Consider the following 23,409-nt stretch of genomic DNA (forward strand, 5'->3'; position numbering starts at 1 on the left):
ATTGCCGCGGGTGGTCCGTGCCTCTCCCTGGACCTCTCCCTGGGCGGCCGCCCGCGGACGGGCTAGGCTGCGGCCATGAATGTGGTCGCACTTCTCATGGCTGCCGGTCAAGGCAGCCGCTTCGGGGCCGCGCTGCCCAAGCAGTTCCTGCCCCTGCTCGGGCGGCCGGTGATCCGCCATGCCGCCGAGGCCCTGCTGGCCGAGGGGCTGGTCACCCGCCTGCTGCCGGTTGTCGGCCGGGGCGAGGCGGAACGGGTGGCGACGCTCCTGTCCGGCCTGCCTGTCCTGCCGCCGGTGGAGGGCGGAACCACGCGCCAGGCCAGCGTCCGCGCCGGGATGGAGGCCCTGGCGGCCGACCCGCCGGATGCCGTCCTGGTCCATGACGCCGCCCGGCCCGTGGTGCCGCCGGGCTGCATCGCGGCCTTGCTGGAGGCGCTGTCCCGGGCGCCGGGAGCCATTCCGGCCATGCCCGTCAGTGACACGCTGAAGGCGGGCCAGGATGGGCGGATCCTGCGCACCGTCCCCCGGGCGGGACTCTACCGTGCCCAGACCCCGCAGGCCTTCCGGTTCGGCGCCCTGCTGGATGCCCATCGCGCCGCGGGGCAGGAGGCGACGGATGACGCCGCGTTGCTGGAGGCGGTCGGCCTGCCTGTCGTGCTCTCGCCCGGATCGGAGACCAATATCAAAGTGACCTACCCAGAAGACCTGGCCCGCCTGGAGGCGCAGCACCTCCCCCGCTTCCTGCCCGCCATGGGAACCGGCTTCGACGTCCATCGCCTGGTCGAGGGGCGGCCGCTGATCCTGTGCGGCGTGACGATTCCGCATCCGCTGGGGCTGGATGGCCATTCGGACGCCGATGTCGGGCTGCATGCCCTGTGCGATGCCGTGTATGGCGCCCTGGCCGAAGGCGACATCGGCCGGCACTTCCCCCCCTCCGAGGCGGCCTGGAAGGATGCCGACAGCGCCGCCTTCCTGCGCCATGCCGCCGGGCGGGTCGCCGCCCGTGGCGGCATCCTGACCCATGCCGATGTGACGCTGATCTGCGAGCGGCCGAAGATCGCCCCGCATGCCGAGGCCATGCGAGCGCGGCTGGCGGACCTGCTGGGGGTCGCCATCGGCCGTGTCTCCGTCAAGGCCACCACAACCGAGAGGCTCGGCTTCACGGGGCGCGGCGAGGGCATCGCCGCGCAGGCCGCCGCGACGCTGCTCCTGCCGGCCTGAGGCGACCCCCGTTCGCGGCGGGCCGGTGTCTATTTCCGGCGCGGCAGGAAGCCGATCAGCTCCTCGGCCCTGTCGACGATCGGCTCCGCTATGGCCGCGGCCCGCTCGGCCCCGCGCCGCAGCGCCGCGTCCACCGCGCCGGGGTCGGCCAGGAGGCGCTGCATCTCGGCCTGGATCGGCCCCAGATGCGCCACCAGCGCATCGGTCAGCACGCCCTTGAAGGTGCCGAAGCCCTGCCCTTCGTGGTCGCGAAGCACATCCGCCGGCTCGCGCCCCGTGACAGCCGCCAGGATGCCGACCAGGTTGCGGGCCTCCGGCCGGCCTTCCAGCGCCGACGGGTCGGCGGGAAGCGGCTCCGGGTCCGTCTTCGCCCGACGGATCTTCAGGGCAATGGTCTCGGCGTCATCGGTCAGGTTGATGCGCGACTGGTCCGAGGGGTCCGACTTGCTCATCTTGCGGGTCCCGTCGCGCAGCGACATGACGCGGGCCGCGACGCCCTGGATCATGGGCTGGATGGTCGGGAAGAAGTCCGCCCCATAGTCGTGGTTGAACTTCTGGCCGATGTCATTGGCCAGCTCGAGATGCTGCTTCTGGTCATCGCCCACCGGCACCAGCGTGGCGTGATAGGCGTGGATATCGGCCGCCATCAGGTTGGGATAGACGTAGAGGCCGCTGCCGGCATTCTCGCGGTCCTTGCCGGCCTTGTCCTTGAACTGGGTCATCCGGTTCAGCCAGCCGATGCGGGACACGCAGTTGAAGATCCAGGCCAGGCGGGTATGGGCGTGCACGTGGCTCTGCACGAAGAGCACGCATCTCTCCGGATCGACGCCGCAGGCGATCAGCGCCGCCGCCATGTCGCGGGTCTTGGCCGCCAGGTCCCGGGGGTCGAAGGGCTGGGTGATGGCGTGCTGGTCGACGACGCAGAAGACGCACTCATGCCCGGCGATCATCGGAGGCCAGTTGCGGATGGCGCCCAGGTAGTTGCCGAGGGTGGGAATGCCGGAAGGCTGGATTCCGGAGAACACGCGCTGCATCGTCACACCTCTTTCCTGTCCGGGCGGCTCGCGGGTGATCCCGCGCGGCGCCGCCGCCGTCAAGCATGCGCCAGGGTCCGGCTTGCATGACCGGCGGTTCCGGGGCACCGAAGGGGCGGAAAGCGGAGGATCGTCAGGACATGCGGGTGGTGCGGGATCTCGTCGGATTGCGGGATGTGGTGGATGCCTGGCGCGCCGAGGGGCGGCGCGTCGGCCTGGTGCCGACCATGGGGGCGCTGCATGCGGGGCATCTGGCCCTGCTGGACAGGGCCCGTTCCCTGGCCGAGAGGGCGGTCGTCTCCATCTTCGTCAATCCCCTGCAGTTCGGCCCGAACGAGGATCTCAGCCGCTACCCGCGGGACGAGGCCGGAGACCTCGCCAAGCTGGAGGCCTCCGGATGCGACCTGGCCTGGCTGCCAACCCCCGAGGTCATGTATCCGCCTGGCGCGGCCACCACCATCGAGCCTGAAGGGGCGGCGCTGGGCTGGGAGGGTGCGGCCCGGCCCGGCCATTTCCGCGGCGTGGCGACGGTCTGCACCAAGCTCTTCATGATGAGCCGTGCCGACGTCGCGGTGTTCGGCGAGAAGGATTGGCAGCAGCTGCAGGTCGTTCGGCAGGCGGTGCGGGACCTGCATCTGCCGGTGCGGATCGAGGGACTGCCGACGGTGCGGGATCACGACGGGCTGGCCCTGTCCTCCCGCAACCAGAGGCTCAGCCCCTCCGAGCGGGCGAAGGCGGCGGTGCTGCCGGCCATCCTCACCGCGGTTTCCGGACGGATCACGGGCGGCGCGCCGCCGGAGGAGGCCGTGGCCTGGGGACACGCCGGGCTGGAGGAGCAGGGTTTCATCCCGGACTACCTCGCCCTTGTCGAACCGGACACGCTGCACCCCTGGCCGGCGGGCCAGGCCGGGGAGGCCCGCCTGCTGGCGGCGGCGCGGCTCGGGGATGTCCGGCTGCTCGACAACCTCCCGGTCAAGGTGCCCTCGTCCGCCGGTTGAAGCCTTTTCCGGCATGTTGCGTTGCGCTGGAGGATAACGGGGCCGAAGGACAGACATGCCGTGACGGAGCCAGCGGGACATCCTTCCCAGGCCGATACACCCTCGCTGCTGCGCCCGGACGAGACGGTCTGGCGCATCGGCGAGGCCGGCCGGGCCAGCCTGCTGGTCGATGCGGCGGCCTATTATGGCGCCTTGCGCTCCGCCATGCGGCAGGCACGGCACAGCATCTGGGTCGCCGGCTGGGACATCGACAGCCGCACCCCGCTCGTCGGCCCCTCGGGGGAGCCCGAGGACGGCCTGCCGGCGCATCTCGGACCCTTCCTGACGGCCCTGGTGACCCGCCGGCCGGAGCTGCGCGTCAAGCTGCTGCTGTGGGACTACTCGGTGCTCTACGCGATGGAGCGGGAGCTGCTCCCCGCCCTGGCCCTGCATTGGAACACCCCCTCCCAGGTGGAACTCTGCCTGGATGACCAGGCGGCCTTCGGCGCCTCACAGCATCAGAAAGTGGTTGTCATCGATGGTCGGGTCGCCTTCGCCGGCGGGCTCGACCTGACGATCCGGCGATGGGACACGCCCGAGCACACGCCGCATAACCCCCATCGGGTGGATCCCCGTGGCGAGCCTTACCCGCCCTTCCATGACCTGCAGATGGTGGTGGATGGCGCGGTGGCGCGGGATCTGGCCGATCTGTTCCGTCAGCGCTGGGCTGCCTCCGCCTGCGAGGATCTGTCGCCCCTGCCCGCCGATGACGGGGCGCTGCTGCCATGGCCGGAGGCTCTCACGCCGGATTTCAGGGGCGTACGCATGGGCATCGCCCTCACCGAGGGGGGCTATGCCGGGGGAACCGCCTCGCAGGTCGAGCGCCTCTTCGAAGCCATGATCGGAACCGCCGAGCGGGCGCTTTATATCGAGAACCAGTTCCTGACCCATCTCGGCTTGGCACGCCGGCTGGCCGCCCGGCTGCGGGAGAGGCCGGAGCTGGAGGTGGTCATCCTCGGGCCCAGGACGCATCACACCTGGCTGGAACACAGGACCATGCAGGTGGGGCGGATCCGTTTCATGGAGACGCTGCGCCAGGCGGGCGTGGCCGATCGGGTCCGCCTGCTCCATCCCCGCGTCGAGGGGCGGCTGGGCGGCGGCGCGGACATCATGGTGCATTCTAAGCTGATGATCGTGGACGACCGGCTGCTCCGGGTCGGTTCCGCCAATCTCTGCCACCGCTCCATGGGTACGGACAGCGAATGCGACCTGGTCATCGAGGCCCGCACCGCGAACGAGCGTCAGGCGATCGAGGCGGCGCGCGCCCGTCTCCTGAGCGAGCATCTCGGCGCCGCGCCCGCCGCCGTGGCCGAGGCGATCCGGCGCCATGGCCTGTTCGGCGCGCTGGACAGCCTGGGGTCCGGCCGGCGCCGCCTGCTGCCGATCGAGGATGGCCCGCTGCGCGAGGGGGAGAGCCTTTCCCAGATCGAGGCCGTGGCGGACCCGCCCCGCCCGCTCGGCGCCGATACGCTGCTGGCCGATTTCTCCCGGCCCGGCGAGATCCAGGGACGTCGCTCGCTCTGGTTCCGGATCGCCCTGGCCGCGGCACCCGTGCTCCTGCTGGGGCTGGCCTGGCGCTACACGCCGCTCTCAGGTTACCTCAATCCCGAGACCTTCAGCGCCTCCATGCAGAGCGCGAGCGGCGCCTGGGGGCCTGCCATCGCGCTGGGCCTGTTCCTGTTCCTGGGGCTGATTGCCTTTCCGGTGAACGTTCTGATCGTGGCGACGGCGGCCGCCTTCGGGCTCTGGCCCGGCCTCGCCTATGCGGCGATCGGCGCCATGTTCAGCGCCCTGCTGACCTACCTGATCGGCCGGTGGCTGGGCCCTGGCACGCTGCGTCGTGTCTTCGGGCCCCGCATCAACCGTGTCAGCCAGGGCATCGCCAGGAACGGTATCCTTGCCGTCACCCTGGTGCGGCTCATGCCGGTGGCTCCCTTCACGCTGGTGAACCTGGTGGCGGGCGCCATGCGGATCCGTCTGCTGGACTACACGGTGGGCACGGCCCTTGGGCTGGCGCCGGGACTGATCCTGATGACCGCCCTGGGCGATCGCCTGCTCCGGATTCTGACCGACCCTTCCTGGCGCGACCTCCTCGGCTTCGCCCTCGTGCTGCTGGCCTGGGGCGGCCTGTCCTATGGGCTGCAGATCGTCATCGGCTGGCTGCGCCGCCGCGTGGCGGGGAAGTCGGCCGGGGCGGGAAGCCCGGCATGACCTTCCGCGCCATGACCTGGAACATCCACTCGGCGATCGGACCGGACGGGCGCTACGACCTTGGCCGCGTCATCCGGCGTATCCAGGCCCACCAACCGGATCTGCTGGCCCTACAGGAGGTCGAGAGCCGCGGGCGGGGCGAACGTCCCTCGCCCTTCGAGGAACTGCGCGCCTTCTTCGAGGGCCATGCGCTCGCGGCGGAGACCATGACGGCGCATGACGGAGCCTATGGCCACATGCTGCTCAGCCGCTGGCCGATGCGCCGCGAGCGCCTCGTGGATCTGTCCCTCACCGGACGCGAGCCCCGCATCGCCATCTCGGCCCTGGTGGACGCGCCGCGCGGTCCTCTGCACGTGATCGCGGTGCATCTCGGGCTGAAGGCCTGGGAGCGTCGGGAGCAGGCGGTCAGGCTGGCCGATCTGATCCGCGACAGCAGGGAGCCCGTGCTGGTCATGGGAGACCTGAACGACTGGGCCTGGCGGGGTCCGGTCTGGCGCCGTCTGGCGCCCCTGCTGCCCGGCCGCACGGCGGTCCGGACCTTCCCGGCCCGGCTGCCACTGCTGCGCCTGGACAGAATCCTCTGCCGGCCCGCCGCGATGCTGGGGAGAAGCTGGCGCGACATCCGCGCCGCCACGGCCTCCGACCATCTGCCCGTCATCGCCGAGATCATTCAGCCGCCGCAGGCTGGCGAGGGCGATGATCGCGGGCAGGTTCTGGCGCGCCCTGAGGGACTCGAACCCCCAACCAACCGGGTAGAAGCCGGTTGCTCTGTCCAGTTGAGCTAAGGGCGCCGGGTGGCCGTCAGGCCGGCCGTCTCAGTGGGTCCAGTTCTCGGCGCGTCCGTAGCGGAAATTGTCCGCGTAGGACTTCGGCTTGATCGCCGGCTTGGGCGCCTCGGGCTCGACCTCGTAACGCAGTCCATTGGCGCGGGCGAAGGCTTCGGCCGCCTCTCGGGACGCGAAGCTCAGGCGCAACTGGCTCCGCATATCGCCCGACCCGTACCAGCCGGTCAGACGGTCGATCTGACGGGCCTCGCCGGGCGCGAACTGCAGGATCCAACGGCCGGTGCGGGCCTTGCCGGATTGCATGGCCGAGCGCGGCTGGTTGTAGATCCGGGCGATGACAGTGTCTTGGCTCATAACGCTCTGGCCTCCGCAGGGGCGGGATGCCGCCGGAAGTGGGTATCGGGGCGAGAGGATTCGAACCTCCGGCCCTCTGCTCCCAAAGCAGATGCGCTACCAGGCTGCGCTACGCCCCGATTGAGGCGCAAACTATGGGCTGCCTCGCCGGACGGCAAGCCTTCATCCGAGCCGCGACAGGCCGCCCATCCAGGGCGCGAGCACCTCGGGAATGGCCACGCTGCCATCCGCCTGCTGATGCGTCTCCAGCACGGCGATCAGGGCCCGCCCCACCGCCACGCCGGAGCCGTTCAGGGTGTGCGGGAAAGCCGTTCCCTTGCCTTCCTTCGGCCGGAAGCGGGCGTTCATCCGGCGCGCCTGGAAGTCGCGGCAGTTCGAGCAGGAGGAGATCTCCCGCCACGCCCCCTGCCCCGGCAGCCAGACCTCGAGATCGTAAGTCCTGGCCGAGGCGAATCCCGTATCGCCGGAGCAGAGCAGCACGCGCCGCCAGACCAGGCCCAGCTTCGTCAGCACCCTCTCGGCGCAGCGCGTCATGCGCTCGTGCTCGTCGGCGGATTGGTCCGGCGTGGTGATCGACACCATCTCCGCCTTGGTGAACTGGTGCTGGCGCAGCATGCCCCGCGTGTCGCGTCCCGCGCTTCCCGCCTCGGAGCGGAAACAGGGAGACAGGGCCGCGAAGCGCAGCGGCAGACTGTCCTCCGCCAGGATCTCGCCGGCGACCAGGTTGGTGAGCGGCACCTCGGCCGTCGGGATGAGCCAGCGGCCGTCTTCGGTGCGGAACAGGTCCTCCCGGAACTTCGGGAGCTGCCCGGTGCCGTACATGGTGGCATCGTTCACCAGCAGCGGCACGGCGGCTTCCTCGTAGCCATGCTCGCCGGTGTGCAAGGCGATCATATACTGGCCGAGCGCACGCTCGAGCCGCGCCAGGGCGCCGCGCAGCACGGTGAAGCGGGCGCCGGCCAGCTTCGCGGCCCCCGCGAAATCCATGAGGCCCAGCGCCTCGCCGATCTCGAAGTGCTGGCGCGCCGGGAAGTCGAGCACCGGGGGCGTGCCGTGCTGGTGCAGCACGACGTTGTCGGCCTCGTCCCTTCCCTCGGGCACCTCGGCGTCCAGGATGTTCGGCAGCGCCTCCAGCAGGGCGACCTGCCGCTGATCGGCCGCCTTGGCCTCGGCCTCCAGGGCCTCCATGCGGCCGCGTAGCGTGGCGCCCTCCGCCTCGAGGGCCGAGGATTCCTGCCCGGCGCGCCTTGCCTGGCCGATCTCCTTCGAGATCTGGTTGCGGCGCGCCTGGAGCTCCTGGGCGGCGGTCTGGGCGGCGCGGCGGGTGGCGTCCTGCTCCAGGATGCTGCCGGCCATGGCCGGCAGGCCACGGCGCGCCAGCGCGGCGTCGAAGGCTGCCGGATCGGCGCGGACGATGCGGATGTCATGCATGGCGAATACTCAGCTCTGGTCCTCATCGCGCCGGGGCGCGACCCATCCCGCGGCCAGGACCGACAGTTCGTAAAGGGCGATGAGCGGCACGGCGAGGCCGATCTGGCTGATGATGTCCGGCGGCGTGATGACCGCGGCGACCACGAACATGCCGACGATGGCGTAGCGCCGTCCCCGCTTCAGTCCGGCCTGCGTGACGATGCCCACCTTGGCCATCAGTGTCAGCGCGACGGGCAGCTGGAACGCGGCGCCGAAAGCCAGGATCATGTGCATGACCAGGCTGAGGTACTCGCTGACCTTGGCTTCCAGCTGCACCGGCAGGGCGCCGGCGCCGGGCGGCGTCTCGAAGGAGATGAAGAACTTCCAGGCCAGCGGAAAGATGAAGTAGTAGGCCAGCGCCGCGCCCAGGACGAAAAGCACCGGGGAGGCGAGCAGGAAGGGCATGATGGCCCGCTTCTCGCTGCGGTAGAGGCCCGGCGCGATGAACAGCCAGAGCTGCGTCGCCCACATCGGAAAGCTGAGGAAGGTGGCGCCGAAGAAGGCCACCTTCAGATAGGTGAAGAAGGCCTCGTACAGGGCGGTGAAGATCATCCGCCGCTCGCTGCCGCTCTGCTGCTGCAGGATGTCGGCCAGGGGGCGGGCGAGGAAGCCGTAGATCTGCGTGGAGAAGTAGTAGCAGACGGCGAAGGCGATGATGAAAGCGCCAATCGACCATAGCAGGCGCGTGCGCAGTTCGAGCAGATGCTCGATCAGCGGCATCGGCTTGTCGTCGATGATGTCGTCCTGGTCTCGGGCCACGGAGGGGTACTCAGACGCTCGGTGTTGCGGGCGGGGGGGCGGCCTTGCCGGCCGAGACGGCGGAGCGTTCCTCAGGCGGCGGCTCGGCGCCGGCAGGGGGCTCGGGCCTGGACTCCGGCTGGGGCTCCGGCCGCGCCGGCGCGGCGGCCGCCGCGCCGGCGGGCGGCACGAAGGCGGGCGGTGCGGGCGGGACCTTGGAGGTTTCGGCCGCCGAAGTCTCCTGGAGCGGGGCCTTGGCGCCCGTCGCCTCCGCCGTGCCGGATGTTTCCGGCTTCCAGGCGTTCTTCAGAGGATCTTCGGTGAAGGTCTTACGGATCGAGCCGTCCTCGTCCAGGCTCCGCTCGATCGTGCTCTTCAGGTCGAAATTGCGGATGTCGCGGATCTGGTCGCGGACGTCCTCGAGCTTCGCCTCGCGCACCAGTTCGTCAGCATGGGTCTGGAACTCCGCGGCCATGCGCCGAAGCTTCTGCACCCCTTTGGCGACATTGCGGATGGCCTCGGGAAGGTCCTTGGGCCCGATGACCACTACAGCCACCACGGCGATCAGGGCCAGCTCGGACCAGGCTAAATCGAACATGTGATTCCCATCTCCCCCATATCGGGGGCCGTCCCCGTTAGCAGGAACCGGGGGCAGCGCCAATCCGGCGGCCCATCTTCCCGCCGCCAACCCGTCTTATCTAGGGGATGCGAGCGGAAAGGCGAAGGCACGCCCGGGCTCGATCGACACGTCCGGGCGATCCCGGAGTCGAGCCGCTGACTGGGGAGGAGGCCGGGAACCTGGCACCGAAACGGTTCGCCCCGAACAGATACAATTCGTCAGGCGCGCGGAGCCGTTCCAGGCGCCCGCGGCGGGGTGCCCGCACAGGATGCGGGACCAGCCCGGTGAAGCGCCAGGTTCAAGCCGGGCGGCCCAATCCCGGAAGTGACACCCCGTTCTCGCCGGCCAGGAGTTCCTCGCGGCGCGGCAGATCCGCGAGCACACGCAGCCCGAAATGCTCGAGGAAACGCGGCGTCGTGCCCCAGAGGCTTGGCCGGCCGGGCACCTCCTTGCGCCCGCGTGGCGCGATCAGGCCGTGCTCCAGCAGAAGCTCCAGCGTCGACTGCGAGAGGCTGGCGCCGCGGATCTCCTCGATCTCGGGCCGCGTCACCGGCTGGTGGTAGGCGATGATGGCCAGCGTCTCCATCGCCACCCTCGGCAGGCGCCGCGGCACCTCCACCACCCGCGTGAGCAGCGGCGCCAGGTCGGGAGCGGTGCGGAAGGCGTAGCCGCCCGCCACCTCGGTCAACTCCACGCCCCTCCCCGCGTAGCGTGAGGCCAGCAGCGTCAGCACGGCATCGGCACGGAGCCCCGGCGGCAGCACCTCCTGCAGGCGGGCCGGGGATACCGGCCGGTCGGAGGCGAAGACCAGGGCTTCCGTTAGTCGCAGCGCGTGCTCGATGGAGGACAGCCCGGCGGCATCTCCGGAGACGTCATGCGGCGGCGACATATCCATGGGCTTCCTCCTCCGGCCTTGCCTGCCCCTCCTGCGGCCGGGCGGCACGGCGGCGCACCAGGATGGGGCCGAAGGCCGCTTCCTGACGCAGTTCGATACCGCCGCCCCGGGCCATTTCCAAGCCGGCGATCAGGGTCGAGGCCAGGGCGGCCCGGCGTTCCACCGGATCGCGCAGGCTGTCGGGAAGGAAGCGCTGCAACTCTCCCCATTCGGGCAGGTGCCCGATGAGCTGCGCCAGCCGCCCCAGCGCTTCCTGAACCGTCCAGAGACGCCGTGGCCGGGGCTGGTACGGGCGCCGGCCCGCGGCGCGGCGCAGCGCCACGACATAGCCGCGCAGCAGGGCGGGAAGATCCGCGTGCAGGCCGCTCCGGTCCTCTTCCACCAGGCGCTCCGCCTGGCCGCGCGCCAGGACGTCCTGGCCCAGCTGCGGGCAGCGACCGAGCCAGCCCGCCGCCGCGCGCATGCGCTCCAGCTCGGCCAGGCGCTCGGCCAGCTGGCCCGCCAGCGCCTCGGCATCCTCCTCCTGACCCGGTTCGTCCGGCAGGAGGAGCCGGGACTTCAGCCAGGCGAGCCAGGCGGCCATGACCAGCCAGTCCGCGGCGATCTCCAGGCGCACGCGCCGGGCGCCCTCGATGACGCCCAGATACTGGTCCACCAGTTGCAGGATGGAGATCCGCGCGATGTCCACCTTCTGCGATCTGGCCAGTTCCAGCAGCAGATCCAGCGGCCCCTCGAAGCCATCGAGGCGAAGCTGAAGGCTCTCGCCGCGCGCGGGTTCCGTCATGTCCCATGCCCGGCCAGGAAGAGGATGGCCCGGAAGCCGGGCCCCACGACGAGATCGACGATCCAGCCAATGGGATCGAGGGAGGAGCTGATCCGGGGAAGGGCGAAGATCAGCAGCATGACGATCAGCAGTCCGGCCCGCTCCAGCCGGGCCAGCGGCAGGGCCAGAGGTGCTGGCAGAAGGCCGACCAGGATCCGCCCGCCATCCAGGGGAGGAATCGGCAGGAGGTTGAAAAGCCCCAGCAGCAGGTTCGCCATGATGGACAGCACGATGAACCGCAGGGCCAGCTCCATGGCCTGTGGCGGCAGGGCACCCTGCAGGGAATCCAGCGGGTGCGCCAGCATGGCCGCGCACCATGCCAGGAAGACATTCATCGCCGGGCCGGCCGCCGCGACAAGCACCATGCCATATCGCGGATTGCGCAGCCGCATGACATCGACCGGCACCGGCTTGGCCCAGCCGAACATGGCCTCGACCCGGCCGATGGTCAGCAACTGGCCCAGCAGGAGCAGCCCGGGCAGCAGCAGCGTCCCTACCGGGTCGACATGCCGGAGCGGGTTCAGGCTCAGCCGCCCGGCACGCTGCGCCGTGTCGTCACCCAGGCCCAGCGCCGCGTAGCCATGCGCCGCCTCATGCAGGGTGATCGCCAGCATCGTGGCCAGGACGGCCACGGCGAGTTCCGGGAGCCAGTCGCTCACGCCGTTTCGCGAAGCAGGGTGTCGCGGCGTTCCGCCAGTGCCGCAGGATCCGGCACGCCCGCGTCACGGCGGGCGATCATGGCGTTTCGTGCCGCCTTCACCCGCTCCAGCGCCTTGTCGGTCAATGGCGCGCTTCCTGCCAGCACGGCCTCGTTCTCGTCGAGCTGCCCGGTGCAGTGCAGAGCCACATCGCATCCCGCCGCGAGGACATCGCGCGCCAGCGCATCGAGCGCCCCGCTCAGCGCCTTCATGGCGAGATCGTCCGAGATCAGCACGCCGTCGAAGCCCAGATCGCCCCGGATGGTCCGCTCGATCACCCGGCCCGACAGGGTGGCAGGGCGCGAGGCATCCAGCGCGGTATAGAGGATGTGCGCCGTCATGGCCCAGGCGCCGCTTCCGGCCAGTGCCCGGAAAGGCGCCATATCCGCCGCGAGCTCCTCCGGACCGGCCTCGACCCGGGGCAGCTCCAGATGGCTGTCGGCCAGGGCGCGGCCATGGCCGGGGATATGCTTGATGACGGGGATGGTGCCCGCCGTCTGCAGGCCGCGGATCCAGGCCTCGCCAAGCCGCGCCACCTCGGCGGGATCCGCCGAGAAGCCGCGATCGCCGATGATGCCGTGGGCTCCCGGCAGGCGCAGGTCCAGCACGGGGGCGCAGACCACGTCCAGCCCCACGGCGTGACACTCACGCCCCAGCAGCGCGGCATTGGCCCAGGCGGCCTCGGCGGGCCTGCTCTCGAAGGCGGATGCCGGTGGAAAGTCCGGCCAGTGCGGCGGCCGCAGGCGGGCGACGCGGCCGCCCTCCTGATCCACCAGGATCGGCGCCTCCGCCCCCAGCTCCTCGCGGAGATCGGCCGTCAGGCGCGACAACTGCCCCGGGTCCCGGACATTGCGGGCGAAAAGAATGGCTCCAAGCGGCCGGGAGTGCCGCAGCAACGCGGCCTCGTCCGGCAGCAGGACGGGTCCCGAGACCCCGATGATGGCAGCGCGCGGCGTGGACACCCGGAAGAACCTCAGCCGCCGATGACGGCACAGGCGCCGCCCTGGCTTCTGATCGACTCGCAGAAGCTGCCGGCGGCGGAGCGATTCTCGAAGCCGCCGGTGCGCAGGCGCCACATGGTCGGCTTGCCTTCGCGCTCGAAGCGGATCACCTGCGGCGAACGGCCCTGGAGGAGCGACGGCGCGCGTCCCCTCAGCCTCTCCCACTCGGAACGGGCCCCGGACTCGGAATCCAGGGCGCCGAGCTGAACGACGACGCTACCGGTCGCGGCGGGAGCCGCCGGCTTCGGCGGCGCCGGAGGAGTGGGCGTCGCCACCACCGGCGCCGTCACGGGCGCGGCCTGCAACGCCGGCGGCGCGGGCTGTGCGGCGGCGGGCGCCTGAGCCTCCGCCGTCACCGCCGCGACACTGGGCGCGGCCTCCGCCACGGGAGAGGGCTCCACCGGCGTGGAGACACTGGGCGGCGTGGAGGCGCCGGGCGGCGGGGCGGTGGCGGCGCGGAGGGCATCCAGATTCGGCGCCTCGGCCGCCGGTCCCAGGCGGCCGGCCGGCTCGAAGACCCCGGAGGCCGTGCGCCGTTCGAAGATGATCTCGTCCTGATTCGCCACGCGCAGCCCGCCGCGGTCATCAGGACGGATCTTGATAGGCCGCGCATCCGCCTGCACGACCGGCACCGTGGTGTCCGAATACCGGCTGAATGCCCAGCCCGCGATCCCCCCGACCGCAAGCAGGCCGGCGAAGCCGCCGGCCAGAAGCATCATGCGGCGGGAGCCGCCATCCTCGGCGACGTCCCGCACCCGATAGGACGGTACCTGCACTTCCCTCACCGCATCTCCTCGACCGGCGTCACGCCCATGACCTTGAGGCCCGAGCGGATCACCAGGGCCGTCGCGGCCACGAGAGCGAGCCGGGCCCCTGTGGCTTCGGGCTCCCCCGCCCGGATGAAACGGAGTGTCGCATCATCGCGCCCCCGGTTCCACAAAATATGAAAGTCGCTGGCCAAGTCTTGGAGATAAAAGGCGATCCTATGCGGCTCCCGCGCTGCAGCAGCGGCTTCCACAAGGCGAGGCCAGGTGGTGAGGCGGCGGACCAGCGCCAGTTCGGCGGGGTCGGTCAACGTGGCGAAGGCCGCCCCGCCCAGGGCCGCGATGTCCGGATCACCCCCCTGCCGCAGCACGGAGCGGCAGCGCGCATGCGCGTACTGCACATAGAAGACCGGATTCTCGCGCGACTGCTCGACGACCTTGTCGAGGTCGAACTCCATCTGCGCGTCGGACTTCCGCGTCAGCATGGTGAAGCGCACCGCATCACGCCCCACCTCGTCGATGAGATCACGCAGGGTGATATAGGTGCCGGCGCGCTTGGACATGCGCACCGGCTCGCCGCCCTTCACCACCTTGACGATCTGGCAGAGCAGCACGTCGAGCGGCACACGGCCGTCCGAGAGCGCCCTGGTGGCCGCCTTCATGCGCGAGACATAGCCGCCATGGTCGGCACCCCAGACCTGCACCAGCTCCTGCATCCCGCGCGCGATCTTGTCGGCGTGATTTCCGATATCGTTGGCGAAATAGGTGTTGGTACCGTCGGACTTGCGCAGGGGGCGATCGACGTCGTCACCGAAGCGGGTGGAGGCGAACAGCGTCTGCGGGCGCGGTTCCCAGTCCTCCGGCAGCTTGCCCTTGGGCGGTTCCAGCACGCCCTCGTAGACCAGGCCCTTCCCGGCCAGCATCGCGATGGCCCGGTCGGCGACGCCGTCGCGGACCAGCTGCGCCTCGCTGATGAAGACATCATGCCGGACGCCCAGCGCGTCGAGATCCTCGCGAATCACCGCCATCATCCGGGCGATGGTGAATTCCCTCACTTGGTCGAGCCAGAGGGCCGGATCGGCCGGCATGGCGCCGGGCGCCAGCGCGTCGCCCAGCTCGGCCTTCAGCGCCTCCCCGACCGGGATCAGATACTCGCCGCGATACTGCAGCCCGCCAGCGACGAAGGCCGCGTAGTCCTCCTCGGCGAGCGTGGTGCCGAGGGCCTGGAGGTACCGCCAGTAGGCGGCATAGGCCAGGGCCTGCACCTGCGCGCCGGCATCGTTGATGTAGTATTCCTTGGTGACGGCGTAGCCGGCCTTGGCGAGCAGGTTGGCCAGGGCGTCCCCCACCACCGCGCCGCGGCAATGGCCGACATGCATGGGGCCGGTGGGATTGGCGGAAACATACTCGACATCGACGCGGATGCCGCCGCCTGCCGAGCCGTCGCCATAGGCCTCGGCGGCGTTCAGGATGATGGGCAGCTGCCCCAGGAGGTAATCCTCCTTCAGCCGGAGATTGACGAAGCCGGGCCCCGCCGGGGCAGCCTCCGACACCATCGGCGCTGCGGCCACCAGGGCTTCGGCCAGGCGGGCGGCGATCTGCGCCGGCGGCATCCGGGCCGGCTTGGCGACCACCATGGCGGCGTTGGTGGCCATGTCGCCATGGCTCGCATCCCGCGGCGGCTCGACCTGGACGCGGGCCAGCGCCTCCTCCGGCAGGTCCGGCAGGATGCGGCGCAGACAGGCCAGGACCTCCTGGCGCAGCGTGGCGAAGATGTCCTGCGAGAGGGCGGGGCTCTGTTCCATGGATGTCCGATCAGCCGGGAATGTTAGGGTCGGTCAACCGCCTGTGCTCGTCGAGGGCGAAGCGGTCCGTCATGCCCGCGATATAGTCGCAGACCACGGCGGCACAGTCCGCGCTCCCCGCGGCGCCGGCGCGTTGCCGCCATTCGGGCGGCAGCATGTCCGGCCCGCCATGCAGCAGGCTGAACAGCATCTGCACGACGCGCTTCGACTTCTGCGTCGTGCGGTTGACCCGCCAGTGGCGGTACATGCGCTGGCGCAGGAACTGGCGCACCGTCTGATTGGCGGCCTGCATGGGCGCGCTGAAGGCGACCATGGGGCGGCCGGCGGCGCGGACATCCTCGACGCCGCGCGGGGCCAGGACCGCCAGCCGGCGCTCCGCCTCCGCCACCACGTCCTGGACCATGGCGTTGATGACGCGACGGATGGATTCGCTCGCCTGCCGGGAGGCCGCCGCCTCCGGATAGAGAGCGCGAACCTCGGCCACCGCCTCGCCGACCAGCGGCAGGGCGGCCATTTCGTCGAGGGTGAAGAGCCCGGCCCGCAGCCCGTCGTCCAGATCGTGATTGTTGTAGGCGATGTCGTCCGCCAGGGCGGCGACCTGGGCCTCCAGCGAGGCATGGCTCGACAGGTCGAGCGGGTGCAGGCGGTCGTACTCGGCCATGAAGCTGGAGGGCCGGACGATCGGGCCATTGTGCTTGGCCAGCCCCTCCAGCGTCTCCCAGGTCAGGTTGAGGCCGTCGAACTCCGCATAACGCTTCTCGACCATGGTGACCGATTTGAGACTCTGGGCATTGTGGTCGAAGCCGCCATAGGGCCGCATCAGGCCGTTCAACGCCTCCTCCCCCGCATGGCCGAAGGGGGGGTGGCCGAGATCGTGGGCCAGAGCCAGGGCCTCCGCCAGATCCTCATCCAGCCTGAGCCTGCGGGCGATGGAGCGGGCGATCTGCGCGACCTCGATGCTGTGCGTCAGCCGGGTGCGGAAGGCGTCGCCCTCGTGGTAGATGAAGACCTGGGTCTTGTACTGCAGGCGCCGGAAGGCGGCGCTGTGGATGATCCGGTCCCGGTCGCGCTGGTAGGGCGAGCGCACCCCCCCCGCGGGCTCCGGATGCAACCGGCCCCGGGAGGTTTCCGCACGCACGGCATAGGGCGCGAGATCGGTCATGAGGGCGGCGGCTTACCAGCCCCCCCGCTCCGCTGCAACGCCGCCGCCCCGGATCGTTGGAAACCACGCCTTCCCGTCTTATGTTGGCCACCAGGAGATGACGATCATGCCCGACGGTACTGCCACCACCGCCTCGTTCAGCGTGACGCCCCGTGCCTTCCAGGAGGTGGGGGCGATTGCCGCGCGCGAAGGTCGCCCCGGCGCCGTGCTGCGCCTTGCCGTGCTGGCCGGCGGCTGCTCCGGCTTCCAGTACTCCTTCGCGCTGGATGACGCGGTGGCGGCGGACGACCTCGTCCTTGAGGATGCCGGGCGGCGTGTCGCGATCGATCCCGTGAGCCTCGATCTGCTGCGGGGGGCGCAGCTGGACTGGGCCGATGAGCTGATCGGCGCGCATTTCGTGGTGAGCAACCCGCAGGCGGCCTCCGGCTGCGGCTGCGGCGTTTCCTTCTCGCTGGGTTGAGCGGCCCGCCCGGTGCTGCTCGCCAGCTTCAACGTGAATTCGGTCCGCAAGCGGGTGCCGCATGTGCTGCGCTTTCTGGAAGCGGTCCGGCCCGACGTGGTGTTTCTTCAGGAACTGAAGTGCCAGACGCATGAGTTCCCCGCGGCGGCGTTCGAGGAGGCGGGCTACCGGAGCCATGCGGTGGGGCAGACCGGGGGCCGCAACGGGGTCGCCATCCTGAGCCGCCTGCCCTTCGAAATTCTCGGCGAGAGCCTGCCGGGCGAGGAGGACAGCCATGCCCGCTATCTCGAGGTCGCGGTGGAAGGGCTCCGCCTGGCGGGGATCTACCTGCCCAATGGCAATTCCGGCGGGGCAGAGGGCTATGCCTACAAGCTGCGCTGGATGGAGCGGCTCCGCGCCCTGGCCAGGGCGCGGCTCGATGCCTTCCTGCCCTTCGCCATTCTCGGTGACTTCAATGTCTGCCCGACCGAACTGGACCTGGCGCCGGGCGCCCTGCCCGCCAGCGACGCCCTGGTCCGGCCCGAGACGCGCCAGGCCTTTCGCGCTCTGGAGTACCTCGGGATGACCGACGCCCTTCGGGCGCTGCATCCGGGTGAGCGGCTCTATACCTACTGGGACTACGGCCCCGCCTTCGAGGGGAACAGGGGGCTGAGGATCGACCACGCCATGCTCTCGCCCGACCTCATGGAGAAAGTCGGCAGGGTCTGGGTCGATGTCGGGCCAAGGGCGCAGGAACAGCCCTCCGACCACACCCCCCTCGTTCTGGAGATCGGCTAGGGCGAAGCCATCATCGGATGGCATTCTCCGGCTGGACGCCCATCGGATAGCGCCGCTCGTTGGGTGGGTATGGCGGGATATGGGGCGCCGGAAGCGGCTCGTAATATTCGTAGTAGAGGGGCGGCGGGGGCAGATTGATCACCGGCTGTATGGTGCATCCGCCCAGCACGGCGAGCAGGAGGACCAAGCCTCCCGCCCTTGTCGCCCTGAAATCCCGCCCGCCTGCCATCGACTGCCGCTCCGGCGATTCAAAGATCCGGGTAGCTGTGCGTTTCCGCCGCCCCGCCCGGATGGGTCACCGCGCCAAGGTGCGCCGGTCCCACCATCTGCGCGTATTTCCACAAGGCTCCGGAATTGTAGTCGGTGCCCCGCGGCGTCCAGGCGGCCTTCCGCCGGGCCATCTCGTCCTCGGAGATCAGCACGTCGATGCTGCCCTTCTCGGCGTCGATGACGATGGGATCGCCATCGCGAAGCAGCGCGATGGGCCCGCCCACCGCCGCCTCCGGGCCGACATGGCCGACGCAGAAGCCGCGCGTGGCCCCCGAGAAGCGACCGTCGGTGATGAGGGCGACCGCCTCTCCCATGCCCTGGCCATAGATGGCGGCGGTGGTGGAGAGCATCTCGCGCATCCCCGGCCCGCCCTTGGGGCCTTCGTAGCGGATGACGATCACGTCGCCGGCCTTATAGGCCCGCTGGTCCACAGCCTTGAAGGCGTCCTCCTCGCAGTCGAAGCACAGGGCCGCCCCTTCGAAGCGCTGGCTCTTCATGCCGGCGACCTTCACGATCGCGCCCTCCGGCGCGAGGTTGCCCTTCAGCCCGACCACGCCGCCGGTGGGCGTGATGGCGCGCGACACCGGGTGGATGACGTCCTGATCGGTCGGGAAGACGACGTCGGCATGGTTCTCCGCCAGCGTCCGGCCGGTCACCGTCAGGCAATCGCCGTGCAGCAGGCCGGCATCCAGCAGGGCCTTGATAATCACCGGAATGCCGCCGACGCGATGGACGTCGAGGGCGACATACTTCCCGCCCGGCTTCAGGTCGGCGATGTAGGGGGTGCGGCGCATGATGGCGGCCACGTCGTCCAGGGTGAAGCGAATGCCGGCCTCATGGGCGATGGCAGGCAGATGCAGCCCCGCATTGGTTGACCCCCCCGTGGCGCCCACCACCACCGCGGCGTTCTCGAGCGCCTTCAGCGTCACGATATCGCGGGGGCGGATGTTGCGCCGCAGAAGCTCCATGACCGCCTTGCCGGATTCCACCGCCCAGCGATCGCGCTCCTCGTAAGGCGCGGGCGCCCCCGCCGAGCCCGGCAGCGCCAGCCCGATGGCCTCCGAGACGGTGGCCATGGTGTTGGCGGTGAACTGGCCGCCACAGGCGCCGGCGGAAGGGCAGGCGACGCACTCCAGGGCATGGAGGTCCTCGTCCGACATATTGCCTGCCGCATGCTGCCCGACCGCCTCGAAGACATCCACAACGGTCACGTCGCGGTCCTTGAAGCGCCCGGGAAGGATGGAGCCGCCATACATGAAGACGCTGGGAACATTGAGGCGCAGCATGGCCATCATCATGCCGGGCAACGACTTGTCGCATCCCGCCAGGCCGACCAGCGCGTCATAGCAGTGGCCGCGAATCGTCAATTCCACCGTGTCGGCGATGGCGTCCCGGCTCGCCAGGGAGGATTTCATCCCCTGGTGGCCCATGGCGATGCCGTCCGTCACCGTGATGGTGGTGAACTCGCGCGGCGTGCCCCTGCCCTCCTTGACCCCCGTCTTGACGCTCTGCGCCTGGCGGCTGAGCGCGATGTTGCAGGGGGCGGCCTCGTTCCAGCAGGTCGCCACGCCCACCAGCGGCTGGGCGATCTCCTCCTCGGTCATTCCCATGGCGTAATAGTAGGAACGGTGCGGCGCCCGCTCCGGACCCACGGTGACATGGCGGCTCGGCAGGCGCGACTTGTCCCAGATATCCTCAGCCATGTGCAGCGCCTTCCTTCCGTTTCATCCCCTGCGAGGTATCGCGCAGCCGTCTTTCTGTGGCAACTGCGGTCTCAAACCCCGATAGGTTTATCAGAGACTTATCGGTAGTCCGGCGGTGCAGGGGGACATCCCCTTCCGGCATGGTCCAGGGAAGTCCGCGAAGCCGGGGCCTCCCTGGCGGCCGCGCCGTCTCAGTCTCCTATGCGGGCCAGGGCCGCGTCCAGCCGGGCAATCTCGGCCTTCGCCGTGGCCAGTCGCTCGCGGTTCTCCTCCACCACCTCGGGCTTGGCGCGCGAGACGAAATCCTGGTTCGCCAGCTTCGCCGCGACCTTGTCAGCGTCGCCTTCCAGGCGGGCCCTCTCCTTGGCGAGGCGGCCCCGCTCGGCGGCGATATCGATGACATCGGCCAGGGGCAGCAGGATGGTCGCCTCATCGACCACGATCTGCGCGACGCCCCTGGGCGCCTCCCCCTCCAGCGGCCGGATCTCCGTGGCCCTGGCCAGCCGGCGTATGACGTCGAGCCAACGATCCGCGCGCGACAGGGTCGCCGCCGAGGCGCCGGAGACCAGCAACGGCACGGTGACCGAGGGCGGCACATTCATCTCGGCCCGCACGCCGCGGACCTCGGTGATCAGGCGGATGACCCAGTCGAGCTCCGCCTTCGCCGCCTCCGCCCCGGCCACCACGGCCGGACGCGGCCATTCCTGCCGGATCAGGCTATAGTCGGGGCCGTAGCCGAAGCGGTCCCACAGTTCCTCGGTCACATAAGGCATGACCGGATGCAGAAGCTTCAGGATCAGGCCCAGCACATGCTGCGCGACGCCCTTGATCTCGGTCTTCTCCGGCCCGTCGGGTCCGTTCAGGGCCGGCTTGGCGAACTCCAGGAACCAGTCGCAGAAGCTGCCCCAGACGAAGCGGTAGCAGGCCGAGGCATAGTCATCCGTGCGGAAGGCCTCCAGGGCGGCGGTCGCCTCGGCCACGGCGGCATCGGCGGTGCTCAGCAGCCAGCGGCCCAGCGGCGTGGTGACCGTAGCGGGGTCGAAGGCCGGATCGGGGCCGATGCCGTTCATCTCGCAGAAGCGGGCGGCGTTCCAGAGCTTGGTGCCGAAGCTGCGGTAGTCCTCCACCCGCTTCGGGCCGAGCTTGACGTCGCGGCCAGGTGTCGCGAGCGAGGCGATGGTGAAGCGCAGCGCATCGGTGCCGTACTTCTCCACCAGCTCGAGCGGGTCGATGACGTTGCCTTTCGACTTCGACATCTTCTGGCCCTTCTCGTCGCGGACGAGGCCATGGATGTAGACCGTGCGGAACGGCACATCGCCCATGAAGTGGTGCCCCATCATCATCATCCGGGCGACCCAGAAGAAGATGATGTCCCAGCCCGTGACCAGCACGTCGCCGGGATAGTACTTGGCCAGCTCCGGCGTCTGCTGCGGCCAGCCGAGGGTGCTGAAGGGCCAGAGGGCGGAGCTGAACCAGGTGTCCAGCACATCGGGGTCGCGTTGCAGCGTCACCTCGGGCCCGAGCTTCGCGCGGGCCTCCGCCAGGGCCTCCTCCTCCGTCTCGGCGACGAAGGTGCTGCCGTCCGGCGCGTACCAGGCCGGGATCTGGTGCCCCCACCACAGCTGCCGGCTGACGCACCAGGGCTGGATGTCCCGCATCCAGCTGAAGAAGACGTTCTCGAAGTGCCGCGGCACGAAAACCGTCTGGCCGCTCTCGACGGCCTTGATCGCCGGCTGCGCCAGGGTCGCCGCATCGCAATACCATTGCAGCGTCAGCCGCGGCTCGATCGGGACGCCCGACCGGTCGCCGTGCGGCACCGCGTGGAGATGCGGCTCGATGGCTGCGACCAACTCCAGGCGCTCTAACTCGGCCACGATGGCCTTCCGCGCGACGAAGCGGTCCTGGCCCACGAGTCCGCGGACGAAGCCCGGATCGGCCAGGTTCTCGACCGCCGCGAGATCGCCCTCGATCTCCTCCAGCGTGATCCTGCCATCGGCATCGAGCACGGAAGGCAGCGGCAGGCCGTGCCGCTTGCCCACGGCGAAATCGTTGAAGTCATGCGCGGGCGTGATCTTCACCGCGCCCGATCCCTTCTCCGGATCGGAATACTCATCCGCGACGATCGGGATGCGGCGGCCGACCAGGGGCAGGATGGCGTGGCGGCCGACGAGATCGCGGAAGCGCGCATCCTCCGGATGCACCGCCACGGCCGTATCGCCCAGCATGGTTTCCGGCCGGGTCGTGGCCACCGTGATGAAGCGGCCGGGCTCGCCCTCGATGGGATAGCGGAGGTGCCAGAGGCTCCCCTTCACCTCGCGGCTCTCGACCTCCAGGTCGGAGATCGCGGTCTGAAACTTCGGATCCCAGTTGACCAGCCGTCGGTCGCGATAGATCAGCCCCTGCCGGTGCAGGGTGACGAAGACCTTCCGCACCGCCTCGGAAAGCCCGGCATCCATGGTGAAACGCTCGCGCGGCCAGTCCAGACTGGCGCCGAGGCGGCGAAGCTGGCGGGTGATATTGCCGCCGGACTGCCCCTTCCATTCCCAGACATGGTCCAGGAAGCGGTCGCGACCGATCTCCCGGCGGTCGACCCCCTGCCCTGCCAGAAGCCGCTCCACGACCATCTGTGTGGCGATCCCGGCATGGTCGGTGCCCGGCTGCCACAGGGTGTCGCGGCCCTGCATGCGCCGCCAGCGGACCAGGATGTCCTGGATCGTGAAGGTCAGCGCATGGCCGATATGCAGGCTGCCCGTCACGTTGGGTGGCGGGATCATGATGGTGAAGGGCGGCGCCGCGCTGCCGGGATCGGCGCCGAAGGCGCCCGAGGCTTCCCAGCCTTCATAGATGCGCTGTTCGAAGCTGGCGGGCGAGAGGGTCTTGTCGAGCATGAAGGCACGCTTGGGCGGCGCCGCCGCCCTCGTCAAGAGGGCGTCACGGCGGATCAGGCCCTCTCCCGCCGCTCAGCCCTCCGAGCGGTTCATGACCCGCTCGATCTCGGCCCGGACCAGGCGCTCGACCATGCCGGGAAGATGCTGGTCGAGCCAGGCCTTGAGCAGCGGTCGCATCTCCTCGCGGACCACGTCCTCGATGCTGGGGCCGGGAACCCGGTGGACGGGCGCCCGACGCTCGCGGGCCACGGCCTGGGCCAGCTGCCCCAGCGCGGCCGCCGCGGCGGCGCTGGCGAGGGGGTCCAGGAGGGAATCCCGCTTCCCGGATTCCGGGGCCTGCGGCTGCGGCTGCGGCTGTGGAGGACCGTCCGGCAGGGCCACCACCGGCGGAGGCGTGGCGGGCTGGGCGGCCTCGGGCGGCATCCTGGCCGACAGCGTCTCGATCAGCATCGATTCCGTCAGTTCGAGCGGTGCGTCCGGGTCGGGTGTGGAGGACGGAGCCTTCAGCTCCTCCTCATTCAGGATGCTGCGGATCGACGCCAGAATCTCCTCCATGGAAGGCTCATGCGGATCCAGCCGGGAGGGCGGCTGCGCCATGGTCAGGGTGCTTCCTTGCTGTAATCGCCCGTACCGAACCACTTGGACCTGACGGTCTGGTAGTAGGTGTCCATGTCGTAGAGGGCGACGGGGAGGG

Annotated in this window: 21 protein-coding genes, 2 tRNA genes and 1 pseudogene; 6 read left to right on the plus strand and 18 right to left on the minus strand. The window is 70.1% G+C overall.

Annotated elements, in window-relative coordinates; translation table 11 throughout:
• Positions 1 to 75: 75 nt before the first annotated feature.
• A complete protein-coding gene (locus tag ACVMLK_RS01475) occupies positions 76 to 1,221 on the plus strand; it encodes a bifunctional 2-C-methyl-D-erythritol 4-phosphate cytidylyltransferase/2-C-methyl-D-erythritol 2,4-cyclodiphosphate synthase (RefSeq protein WP_457485400.1) in 1,146 nt (381 codons plus the stop codon).
• A 29-nt stretch (positions 1,222 to 1,250) separates the two neighbouring features.
• Here ACVMLK_RS01475 and trpS read toward each other — a convergent pair whose 3' ends face one another.
• Positions 1,251 to 2,255, minus strand: coding sequence for a tryptophan--tRNA ligase (trpS, locus tag ACVMLK_RS01480; protein WP_198365023.1), 1,005 nt, complete (start codon positions 2,253 to 2,255; stop codon positions 1,251 to 1,253).
• An 86-nt stretch (positions 2,256 to 2,341) separates the two neighbouring features.
• On the opposite strand from trpS, the gene panC reads away from it, so the two are divergent.
• The 3 genes and pseudogenes from panC to ACVMLK_RS01495 all read left to right on the plus strand — a co-directional run.
• Positions 2,342 to 3,253, plus strand: coding sequence for a pantoate--beta-alanine ligase (gene panC / locus ACVMLK_RS01485; RefSeq protein ID WP_232476828.1), 912 nt, complete (start codon positions 2,342 to 2,344; stop codon positions 3,251 to 3,253).
• Positions 3,254 to 3,313: 60 nt separating this feature from the next.
• The gene (locus ACVMLK_RS01490) at positions 3,314 to 5,503 is read left to right on the plus strand and encodes a VTT domain-containing protein (RefSeq protein WP_457485401.1); all 2,190 of its coding nucleotides are present in this window, start codon (positions 3,314 to 3,316) and stop codon (positions 5,501 to 5,503) included.
• 11 nt (positions 5,504 to 5,514) lie between these two features.
• Positions 5,515 to 6,138 (plus strand): annotated as a pseudogene (locus ACVMLK_RS01495) (endonuclease/exonuclease/phosphatase family protein); the annotation flags it as partial.
• 79 nt (positions 6,139 to 6,217) lie between these two features.
• Here ACVMLK_RS01495 and ACVMLK_RS01500 read toward each other — a convergent pair.
• From ACVMLK_RS01500 to ACVMLK_RS01560, 13 genes are all read right to left on the minus strand, one after another.
• Positions 6,218 to 6,294 (minus strand) — tRNA-Arg (locus tag ACVMLK_RS01500).
• 24 nt (positions 6,295 to 6,318) lie between these two features.
• Positions 6,319 to 6,642: an NADH dehydrogenase ubiquinone Fe-S protein 4 gene (locus tag ACVMLK_RS01505; RefSeq protein ID WP_198364956.1), complete on the minus strand. Its 324-nt coding sequence runs from the start codon at positions 6,640 to 6,642 to the stop codon at positions 6,319 to 6,321.
• A 45-nt stretch (positions 6,643 to 6,687) separates the two neighbouring features.
• Positions 6,688 to 6,761: transfer RNA gene (locus ACVMLK_RS01510), tRNA-Pro, on the minus strand.
• Positions 6,762 to 6,804: 43 nt separating this feature from the next.
• Positions 6,805 to 8,073 carry a serine--tRNA ligase gene (serS, locus tag ACVMLK_RS01515; protein ID WP_457485402.1) on the minus strand — a complete coding sequence of 423 codons (1,269 nt, stop codon included), beginning with the start codon at positions 8,071 to 8,073 and terminating at the stop codon, positions 6,805 to 6,807.
• A 9-nt stretch (positions 8,074 to 8,082) separates the two neighbouring features.
• Entirely contained in the window at positions 8,083 to 8,871 is a 789-nt protein-coding gene (gene tatC / locus ACVMLK_RS01520; protein WP_457485403.1) for a twin-arginine translocase subunit TatC, read from the minus strand.
• Positions 8,872 to 8,881: 10 nt separating this feature from the next.
• On the minus strand, positions 8,882 to 9,448 hold the full coding sequence (gene tatB, locus ACVMLK_RS01525; protein ID WP_457485404.1) for a Sec-independent protein translocase protein TatB: 567 nt from the start codon (positions 9,446 to 9,448) through the stop codon (positions 8,882 to 8,884).
• Positions 9,449 to 9,767: 319 nt separating this feature from the next.
• The gene (scpB, locus tag ACVMLK_RS01530) at positions 9,768 to 10,358 is read right to left on the minus strand and encodes an SMC-Scp complex subunit ScpB (protein ID WP_457485419.1); all 591 of its coding nucleotides are present in this window, start codon (positions 10,356 to 10,358) and stop codon (positions 9,768 to 9,770) included.
• Positions 10,342 to 11,148 carry a segregation and condensation protein A gene (locus tag ACVMLK_RS01535; RefSeq protein WP_198364961.1) on the minus strand — a complete coding sequence of 269 codons (807 nt, stop codon included), beginning with the start codon at positions 11,146 to 11,148 and terminating at the stop codon, positions 10,342 to 10,344. The genes scpB and ACVMLK_RS01535 overlap by 17 nt, the downstream gene beginning before the upstream one ends.
• Positions 11,145 to 11,846: a site-2 protease family protein gene (locus tag ACVMLK_RS01540; protein WP_457485405.1), complete on the minus strand. Its 702-nt coding sequence runs from the start codon at positions 11,844 to 11,846 to the stop codon at positions 11,145 to 11,147. Before ACVMLK_RS01540 ends, ACVMLK_RS01535 begins: the two co-directional genes overlap by 4 nt.
• Positions 11,843 to 12,847, minus strand: a complete 1,005-nt coding sequence (nagZ, locus tag ACVMLK_RS01545; protein ID WP_457485406.1) for a beta-N-acetylhexosaminidase — start codon at positions 12,845 to 12,847, stop codon at positions 11,843 to 11,845. The genes ACVMLK_RS01540 and nagZ overlap by 4 nt, the downstream gene beginning before the upstream one ends.
• 11 nt (positions 12,848 to 12,858) lie before the next feature.
• Positions 12,859 to 13,671 (minus strand): SPOR domain-containing protein, encoded by an 813-nt coding sequence (locus ACVMLK_RS01550; protein WP_457485407.1) that lies wholly within the window; start codon positions 13,669 to 13,671, stop codon positions 12,859 to 12,861.
• Positions 13,668 to 15,455: an arginine--tRNA ligase gene (gene argS / locus ACVMLK_RS01555; protein ID WP_457485408.1), complete on the minus strand. Its 1,788-nt coding sequence runs from the start codon at positions 15,453 to 15,455 to the stop codon at positions 13,668 to 13,670. Before argS ends, ACVMLK_RS01550 begins: the two co-directional genes overlap by 4 nt.
• Positions 15,456 to 15,465: 10 nt before the next feature.
• Positions 15,466 to 16,617, minus strand: coding sequence for a deoxyguanosinetriphosphate triphosphohydrolase (locus ACVMLK_RS01560; RefSeq protein ID WP_198364966.1), 1,152 nt, complete (start codon positions 16,615 to 16,617; stop codon positions 15,466 to 15,468).
• 106 nt (positions 16,618 to 16,723) lie between these two features.
• Here ACVMLK_RS01560 and ACVMLK_RS01565 point away from each other — a divergent pair, with 106 nt between their 5' ends.
• Entirely contained in the window at positions 16,724 to 17,077 is a 354-nt protein-coding gene (locus tag ACVMLK_RS01565; RefSeq protein ID WP_457485409.1) for a HesB/IscA family protein, read from the plus strand.
• Between the two features lie 12 nt (positions 17,078 to 17,089).
• Entirely contained in the window at positions 17,090 to 17,854 is a 765-nt protein-coding gene (gene xth, locus ACVMLK_RS01570) for an exodeoxyribonuclease III (protein ID WP_457485410.1), read from the plus strand.
• 10 nt (positions 17,855 to 17,864) lie between these two features.
• On the opposite strand, the gene ACVMLK_RS01575 is transcribed toward xth, so the two are convergent.
• The 4 genes from ACVMLK_RS01575 to ACVMLK_RS01590 all read right to left on the minus strand — a co-directional run bounded on the left by ACVMLK_RS01575 (position 17,865) and on the right by ACVMLK_RS01590 (position 23,270).
• Entirely contained in the window at positions 17,865 to 18,041 is a 177-nt protein-coding gene (locus ACVMLK_RS01575) for a hypothetical protein (protein WP_457485411.1), read from the minus strand.
• Between the two features lie 61 nt (positions 18,042 to 18,102).
• Complete coding sequence (ilvD, locus tag ACVMLK_RS01580; RefSeq protein ID WP_457485412.1) at positions 18,103 to 19,827, minus strand: dihydroxy-acid dehydratase; 1,725 nt, start codon at positions 19,825 to 19,827, stop codon at positions 18,103 to 18,105.
• A gap of 191 nt (positions 19,828 to 20,018) precedes the next feature.
• Positions 20,019 to 22,715, minus strand: coding sequence for a valine--tRNA ligase (locus ACVMLK_RS01585; RefSeq protein ID WP_457485413.1), 2,697 nt, complete (start codon positions 22,713 to 22,715; stop codon positions 20,019 to 20,021).
• 72 nt (positions 22,716 to 22,787) lie between these two features.
• Positions 22,788 to 23,270, minus strand: coding sequence for a DUF2497 domain-containing protein (locus tag ACVMLK_RS01590; protein ID WP_457485414.1), 483 nt, complete (start codon positions 23,268 to 23,270; stop codon positions 22,788 to 22,790).
• Positions 23,271 to 23,409 lie beyond the last annotated feature (139 nt).

Source organism: Teichococcus aerofrigidensis, from assembly GCF_054073225.1.